Origin of the sequence: Anaerococcus senegalensis JC48 (genome assembly GCF_000321005.1) — a bacterium.
GTDB classification, from domain to species: Bacteria; Bacillota; Clostridia; order Tissierellales; family Peptoniphilaceae; genus Anaerococcus; species Anaerococcus senegalensis.
On sequence record NZ_HE578907.1, the window covers coordinates 1,359,104 to 1,367,741 of the forward strand.

6 protein-coding genes are annotated in these 8,638 nt (G+C 30.6%); 3 read left to right on the top strand and 3 right to left on the bottom strand.

The annotated features are described in order from the left end of the window. Window positions 1-2: 2 nt before the first annotated feature. From ASHG_RS06505 to ahpC, 3 genes are all read right to left on the bottom strand, one after another. Window positions 3-2,018: a site-specific DNA-methyltransferase gene (locus ASHG_RS06505; RefSeq protein WP_040398321.1), complete on the bottom strand. Its 2,016-nt coding sequence runs from the start codon at window positions 2,016-2,018 to the stop codon at window positions 3-5. A gap of 162 nt (window positions 2,019-2,180) precedes the next feature. Then, window positions 2,181-3,707 carry an alkyl hydroperoxide reductase subunit F gene (gene ahpF, locus ASHG_RS06510; RefSeq protein WP_040398322.1) on the bottom strand — a complete coding sequence of 509 codons (1,527 nt, stop codon included), beginning with the start codon at window positions 3,705-3,707 and terminating at the stop codon, window positions 2,181-2,183. Beyond that, window positions 3,707-4,276 (bottom strand): alkyl hydroperoxide reductase subunit C, encoded by a 570-nt coding sequence (gene ahpC, locus ASHG_RS06515; protein ID WP_040398323.1) that lies wholly within the window; start codon window positions 4,274-4,276, stop codon window positions 3,707-3,709. The genes ahpF and ahpC overlap by 1 nt, the downstream gene beginning before the upstream one ends. A gap of 358 nt (window positions 4,277-4,634) precedes the next feature. Here ahpC and ASHG_RS06520 point away from each other — a divergent pair, with 358 nt between their 5' ends. From ASHG_RS06520 to pepF, 3 genes are read left to right on the top strand one after another with little or no spacing between them, the layout of a single operon-like run. Further along, the gene (locus ASHG_RS06520; protein WP_040398324.1) at window positions 4,635-5,747 is read left to right on the top strand and encodes a glycerate kinase family protein; all 1,113 of its coding nucleotides are present in this window, start codon (window positions 4,635-4,637) and stop codon (window positions 5,745-5,747) included. 12 nt (window positions 5,748-5,759) lie between these two features. Next, the gene (locus tag ASHG_RS06525) at window positions 5,760-6,425 is read left to right on the top strand and encodes a rhomboid family intramembrane serine protease (RefSeq protein WP_040398325.1); all 666 of its coding nucleotides are present in this window, start codon (window positions 5,760-5,762) and stop codon (window positions 6,423-6,425) included. Window positions 6,426-6,434: 9 nt separating this feature from the next. Then, entirely contained in the window at window positions 6,435-8,219 is a 1,785-nt protein-coding gene (gene pepF, locus ASHG_RS06530; protein WP_040398326.1) for an oligoendopeptidase F, read from the top strand. Window positions 8,220-8,638 lie beyond the last annotated feature (419 nt).

Here is an 8,638-nt window from a genome sequence, read left to right on the forward strand (position 1 = left end):
AACTAAAACCTCTCAATCAAGCTTACATTTTTGTTGTTTCTAAGAACAGATAGATTCGTTCTAAGCTCTTGAAGAACACTAAAATCAATAGAATGAAGATAAACAACAATCCTATTTATAAGAAGACTATCATCTTCTATCCTTCTAATAAGCTCCATTACGTCACTTGAACCCAAACCGGAATCAATAATATAAAGAGATTTTCCAATCAAATTCGCCCTATATTCATCCAAAACATATTCATCAGAAGATTGAGATAAACCATACCCATCCTCATTTAGCCAAGTAGACAAAATATTTTCCTTGCCACTTGCATGGTCATTATCAAAAATTGAAACCATATCATCCAGTGGAAATTTAATTTGTGGAGAAAATTCCTCCAACTTGTCCAAAGTTTTTTCCTTAGGTTTTTCAAGATAGAAAAGCTTAAAACCATAATCAATATTCGCACCAGTTTCATTTTTAATTTTTTTGCCGGCCCTTTTGATTCTTTCCCTTCCGATTTCATCAATAGTTTTATATCCAGACTTAAAAGCAGGCTTCTTTTTATCAATTTTTTCAGGAATTTGAACCATAATATATTTACGCTTTCCACCATCTTCAGCATTTAATTGCATAAGAGCATCAGCAGTTGTGGCGGAGCCGGAGAAGAAGTCTAATATAATATCATTATTATTTAATGATATATTTATAAAGTCTTCAATAAGTTTAATAGGTTTTGGATTATCAAATAATCTTTCAATACCAAATAGATTTTTTACTTCATTTGTTCCGTTCCCACTTGAATATTCAGGCTTATATAATAATGTTTTAACTTTTTTACTAGGCAAATCTGACAATTCGGGTCTTTGTTTTTTATTCAATGAAATTCCATTTTTTGTTTTGGTTATTATCACTTCGTCAAGTTGGCTTTGGAGTTTGGAATAACTCCAACGCCAACTTGCCTTTTTTTTATTAACAAAAGGCAATATGGGTAGATATCCTTCTGATTTTTTATCATCTATATATTTTTCCAAATAAGAATCATTAAACACTTTTTTTTCTGAATCATATAAAGAATTTAAAATATGTTTTTCGGGTAACTTTAAATTTCCATTTTTATAAAAAATAGGAAACCGTAGTTTAGGTCTATGGTCTCTAGGTGCATTTTGACCTGTAGAAATCAGTGATGCTCCTTTTTTATAATATCCAATATCGTCAATCATCCAATCTGAAATTATTTCATCATCATCAATTTTTAATCCTTTAATAATTAAATTTTCTTTATGTTTAGCGTATACTATCGTATATTCATGAGTTCCTGCAAAAGCAAATTCATCTTGATTTCCTTTTAAATTCATGATGGTTGGCAAATTACCTACTTTATTCTCTTCCCCAAAAATCTCATCACAAATTAATTTTAAATTAGCCTGTTCATTATCATCAATAGAAATAAAAATAACCCCATCATCAGCTAATAAGTCCCTTGCCAATAAAAGCCTAGGATAGATAAAAGTAAGCCAAGCCGAATGGGTACTTTTTCCAGAAAGATTCAAAATTCTTTCTGCCTCTTCTTCTGTAATTCCAATAGTTCTTGCAAGTTCCTCGCTATTAAAATTAAAATTATCAGGATAAACAAAACCGTCAGAGCCTGTATTGTATGGAGGATCGATATAAATACATTTTATTTTCCCACTATATGATCCTAACAAATGTTTTAGGGCGTCTATATTATCCCCAACTATATAGAGATTTTCACTGTTTTTATTTTCATCCTTTTCGTTATGTTTTAAATCTGGAGAAATATAAGTTTCGCTTTCCAAAGAACTCAAGTATTTAGCATAAGATTTTCCCAAAAATTCAAGGCCATAGCCTTCCTTTGAAAGTTCGATTTCTTCTTCTTTCAAAAAATCTTTGAAATTATCAATTTTAAATTCACCGTCCTTGGTAAAAAATTGTGGAAATTCTTTTTTTAATTTTTCCATCTCCCTGCTATTGGGTTTTTTATCTTGATTACTTTTAAGATTTTGACCAATCATTTACTCCTCCATTTAATTTTTATATATAAAATTTAATAATTTTCTTTATTTTATTATAACGTATTTGCATTTTTCTTGTTGGTATTTTTTATTTTTCCCTATTATTTTAAATTTAAGTAAAAAAAAATAATGTGCAAATTTTCATTATGCACATTATTATTATTATTTTCTTATTAAATAGTTAAAGGCTGATAGGGCTGCTGTTGCTCCTGAGCCTGCTGCTATTATTATTTGTTTATAAAGGGAATTTATTGCATCGCCTGCTGCAAATATTCCTTCTATATTTGTTGAACCATCTTTTTCTACTTCGATTTCGCCCCTATCTGTGAGTTTTATTTTTCCTTCTAGCCATTCTGTATTTGGAATTTGACCGATTTGGATGAAAACTCCGTCAAGATCAATTGTTTTTTCTTCTTTTGTATTTCTATCTATATATTTAAGACCTGTTAGTTTTTTATCGCCAAGGAGTTTTGTTGTTTGGGCAGAGCTTATAACTTTTACGTTTTGAAAGGATTCTAATTTTGTTTGTAATATTTTATCTGCCTTTAATTCTGGTAAAAATTCAAGAACTGTAACGGTTTTTGCTATTGATGCAAGGTCTATTGCCGCTTCTATTCCTGAGTTTCCTCCTCCTATAACTGCCACGTCTTTTCCTTTAAATAGGGGTCCGTCGCAATGGGTGCAAAAAGCTACGCCCTTATTTTTGAATTTTTCTTCTCCATCTATTCCAAGAAGTCTCCATCTTGTACCTGTTGCAAAAATTAGGCTTTTACTATTTATTTTTGCTCCATCTTCTAGGATTATGTTAAATTCATCGTCTTTTTTTTCGAAATCGACAGCTTTTACTCCCTCTATTATGTCTACGCCAAGATTTTCTACTTGGTTTTTGACTGATAGCATATATTTAGGTCCTTCTGTTTTTAGGATTCCTGTTATATTTTCTATATCGAGAGTTTCGTTTACTTGTCCACCAAATTCGTCTGCAACTATTGCAACTTTTAGTCCTTTTCTTGCTCCATAAATTGCAGCCGTAGTACTACTTGGACCTGCTCCGACTATTAATATATCGTAATCTTTGAAATTGGATAAATCTTTTTGGACTTTTTCTGCTACAAGGTCTAAAAGACTTGCCATAGTTTTTTTGCCCCCGTCAAGAAATTCTCCATCTTCAAAAATTGCTGGTACTGCCATAACATCTCTTTTATCACATATATCTTGGTTTATTGAACCTTCAATCATTGTGTGAGAAATATTTTTGTTTAAAACTGCCATGATATTGAATGCTTGCACAACTTCAGGGCAGTTGTGGCAGGAAAGAGAAACTATTGTTTCAAAATTTCTTTTTTCCTTTATAGACCTTATTCTTTCTTTTTCTTCGTTGGATATTTTTGGTTCAATTCCACCAACTTGTAAAAGTGCAAGAACAAATGATTCGAACTCGTGTCCTAAAGGAATTCCTGCAAAAACAATTTTTCCGTGTTCAAATTCTCCATTTAGGCTAAAAGCAGGAGTGAAATTTAAAATTTCTTCTTCTATTTTTATCTTATCAGATAAAGACTCCACTTCTTCTATAAAAGATTTTAATTTTTTTGAATTTTCATCTTCATTTAGAGAAAGTCCAATTGTTACATTGGACTTTAGCATTTTAAGATAAGCCTTTAGCTGATCTTTTAATTTATTGTCTAACATTAGATTTTTCCAACAAGGTCAAGTCCTGGTGTTAGTGTATCATCTTCTTCAGAATTCCATTTAGCAGGACATACTTGGTCTGGATGTTTTCTTACATATTGACCAGCTTTAACTTTGTAGATATTATTTTCTGCTTTTCTTCCTATTCCACCCGCATTTATTTCTAGTGCTTGGATAACATTATCAGGGTCTATAACAAAAGTTGCTCTGTCAGCTTTTCCATCTTCTGTTAAAATATCTAAAGCTTTTGTAAGTTCTTTGTTTGAATCGCCAATCATTTTGTATTGGATTTTTCCTATAGCTTCACTTTCATCATGCCAAGCCTTGTGAACAAAATGTGTGTCAACGCTTACAGAATAAACTTCTGCACCCATCTCTTTTAATTGCCCATATTTTTCTTGCAAATCTTCAAGCTCTGTAGGGCACACAAAGGTAAAGTCTGCTGGATAAAACATCAAAACTTTCCATTCACCTTCAAGGTCCTTATCACTTATCTTTACAAATTCATTTGTTTTTGGATCATAAGCATCCAAATTAAATTCAGGTAATTTTTTTCCTATTAGTGACATAATATCCTCCATATTTTTAAAAAATTACTTCATTTTAAATAAAAAACAAAGTATATGATAATTATACTCATTATAAATTTTGAATCAATATCACAAATTTTCAAAATAAAAAAATGCCTTCCAAAATTTATGGAAAGGCATTTTAAAAAGCCACTTATAAGTTTTTAAGTGGCTCTTTGATGGGCGAAATCTTTTTTAAAAGATTTCCATGAGTTAAACAGTAAAAGTTTATTTTATAAACTTTCCACTTAATTATATCATTGAATTTGCAATTGGTAAAGATAATTAATGATTTATTCGTGAAACATATTTAATAATTTGCCCACATAGTTTGGGTATAATTTAATTGAGGTGAATTATGAATATATTACTTGCTTTAGATTCAATTAAAGATTTTGAAAATTCTATCGAAATTGGAAATTATTTTAAAGAAGAGTTAGAAAGTGAAAATAAAAATACTAAGGTTTCTATTCTTCCATTTTTGGACGGGGGACTTGGGACTGTTGAAAGTCTTAAGGAAGTTATTGGTGGAGATTTTTCTTATGTAAATGTCCATGATCCTATAGGCGAGGCTTCGACTGCAAGATATATTATCAAAAAAAATTTATGTGCTATGGAGATGGCCCAAGCTTGTGGTCTTAGGCTTTTGTATAAGGATAATTTAAATGTTATGGAATCTTCTTCAATTGGTCTTGGCGAGATGATTGTCGATGGTTTGAATAACGGCTGTGAGGATTTTTTTATTGGAATTGGAGATACGGCCACAAATGATATGGGCATGGGCATGCTCTATGCTTTGGGAGTTAGATTTTTTGATAAAAATCTTAATTCTTTAAATCCAGTTGCAAAAAATATGATTAAGGTCGATTCTATTGACACTTCTGATCTTGATAGGAGGGTTTTGAATGCAAATTTTGAAATTGCTACAAGTCTTCCCCTTACTCTTTTCCAAAAAAATTCTTTTTTGGAGAAAAGACCGATAAGAAAAGGAGCAAGTCCAGATGAAATTTTGGAACTTGAGAAAGCTTGCAGGCACTTTTCTAAAAAAGTTTCTGATTTTTTGGGGGCAAGCGAGATAGATTTTCCTTATCTTGGTGCAGGAGGAGGAGTAGCTTGGGCTCTTTATATATTTTTTAAGGCAAAAATTTCTAATTCTATGGAACTTGTTTTGTCTCTTGTTGATTTTGAAAAAGAGGTAAAGGACAAAGACCTTTTAATTATTAGTGAAAATGTCGATGAGTTTAATGGGGAAAATTCTATTAATCTTTCTAAATTTGCCAAAAGGTATAATGAGAATATAAAAATAATTTTCTTGCAAGATGAAGATCATCAAAGTTTGAGGGATAATCCTTATATAGATGAAGTTTATAAATTTAAAATTAAAGCAAATCTTGAGAGGGGAGATTATAAGAGGGAAATAAAATCTATTGCAAGAAATTTTATTTCTGATAATCTTTCTATAAAAATTTAAGAAAGAGGAGTTATGGCGAAGGGAAAAATGACTAGAATATTAATGGCGATTAATGTCATAGTTTTTATTTTTATGACTGTCACAGGCGGCAGCGAAAATATTGAAAATCTTTTGAGATTTAATGCTATGAGCAAAATTCACGTTTATCAGGGCGAGTGGTGGAGATTATTTTGCCCGATTTTTATCCACATTGGAGTTTTTCATCTTTTGATGAATATGTATTTTTTAAATAGTGTTGGTGATACTTTTGAATCCCTTTATGGATCAAAAAATTTCTTAATTATTTATTTACTAACAGGGGTTATGGGAAATTTATTTACCTATGCCTTTGGAGAAATGACAAGCGTGTCAGCAGGAGCATCTACGTCTCTTTATGGACTTTTTGGACTTGCTCTTGGAATAATGTTTAACTATAGAGACAATGAATTTTTAAGACAATTCGGATCAAGCTTTATAGGAATTGTGGCTATAAATATTATTTATTCTTTTATGGTTCCAGGAATTGGAATAACGGGACATATTGGTGGACTTTTGGGAGGCTTTATCCTTGCAGGATTTTTCCCAATAATGAATATGACCCTACCAACCAGCACAAAAATTATTGCAATAATTGCCTTCGGCTTAATAGCTATGGGCTTTATATATATAGGAAACAAATCAGTTGCACAAGCTTTATAAGGAGAAAAAATGGACAGAAAAGATATAGGCAAGTCCCTAAAATGGGACACAGAAAAAATTTATAAGACAGACGATGACTTTTATAAAGAAGTAGAAGAAGTAAAAAATCTAATAGAAAAAACTAAGACATATAAAGGAAGGATTTTAGAATCAGCTGACAGTCTTTACGATTTTTTAAAGACAGATGAAAAATTAGAAAGAAAATTTTTAAAACTTGGCGTATATTCTTCATTAAAATCTGACGAAGATACAAGAGTTGCCAAATACCAAGAAATGTCAAAAATAGCAGATAATTTATTTGCAAATCTTGCCCAAGAACTTTCTTTTATAACACCAGAAATCTTATCAGAAGATTATAAAAAAGTACAAACATATATAGATCAAAAAGAAGAGCTAAAAATTTACGATCATTACTTTGAAGATTTATTTAGAAATAAAGACCACACCTTGACAGAAAATGAGGAAAAAATAATAGCATCATTTTCAAAACTTTCCCAAAACCCACAAAATACCTATATGATATTTTCAAACGCTGACCTAAAATTTCCAAAAGTAAAAAAAGATGGGAAAGATTTACAAATCACAGATGCAAACTTCACAAACCTAGAATTAGATTCAAATCGTGAATTTAGAAAAGAAGTCTACGAAAAATATTATACAGTTTACAAGCAATTTGAAAATACAGCAGCATCTCTTTTAGATGGAGAGATGACAGCAAATAATACCATAGCGAAATTGAAAAAATTTGATTCGGCAAGAAAGATGAGTCTGTTTGCAAACAACATTGACGAGAAAGTTTACGATAATCTAATAGAAGTAATTCACGATAATATAGAAATTCACAGAGATTACACAAGTCTAAGAAAAAAAGTACTAGGACTAGATGATTTAGGCTTTGAAGACATATATTTACCATTAGTAGAAGATTATAACAAAACATATACATTTGACGAGGCAAAAGAATTAATACTAAAAGCCTTAGCCCCACTTGGAGAAGACTACATCAAAAAAGCAAGAGAAGGCTTTGGTGATAGGTGGTTTGATGTAATGGAAAATGAAGGAAAAAGATCAGGAGGGTATTCATCAGGTTCTTATGATACAGAACCATATATCTTATTAAACTATAATGATTCCCTAGATTCTCTATTTACAACAGCTCACGAGTTGGGACATTCAATGCATTCATACTATACAAGAAAAACCCAACCATATATCTACGGAGACTATTCAATATTTTTAGCAGAAATAGCATCAACAACCAATGAACTACTGTTATTAAACTATATGATAGACCATGCAGAAGATGAAAAAGAAAAAGCCTACCTATTAAACCACTATGTAAACTCATTCAAATCTACAGTCTTTAGACAAACACTGTTTGCAGAATTTGAACTAGAGGCAAATAAGCTAGTAGAAAATTCAATGCCAGTAACAGCAGAAAAATTAAACCAAATATATCATGACCTAAACGTTGACTATTTTGGAGATGATATAGAAGTAGATAAATATATATCAACAGAATGGGCAAGAATCCCACATTTTTATATGTTCTACTATGTCTTCCAATACGCAACAGGCTTTTCATCAGCAGTAAGCCTATCAGAAAAAATCTTAAAGGGTAATAAAGAAGATTTAGAAAAATACCTTAACTTCCTAAAAGCAGGAAAAAGCAAATACCCACTACAAGTATTAAAAGATGCTGGGGTAGATATGAGCAAAAAAGACTCACTCCAAAAGGCTATGGATGTATGCAAAGAAAAACTAGAAGAATTAAAAAAATCATTAGAAAAATAAAAAAATAAAAAAATTTTTAAAAAAAGAGCCCTCCAAGCAAAAAAATAAAGTAGAAAAGCTTGAAAATAAGGGCTCTCTTTAAATTTCAAAAAAATTTCAAAAAAATTTGACAAAGACAAAAAATCCTAGTATTATATAAAGGCACTGTTAAAGAAGCGGTCAGGCAAGAAAAAATTAAAAAATAAAATTTTTAAAAAAACTTGACAAGCTAAAAAAGACAGTATATAATGCATATGATATCACTTCAGAGAAACATCTCGGAAAGTAAAGATTTAATAAAAAAATTAAAAAAATACTTGACAAGATAAAATGAGCGTGGTATTATATAATAGTCGTTACGAGATAACGACATTGAACCTCAAAAAAATATATAGAAAACTACAATAAAAGTAAAGTGAATTACTTTGAGTAAACCAAAA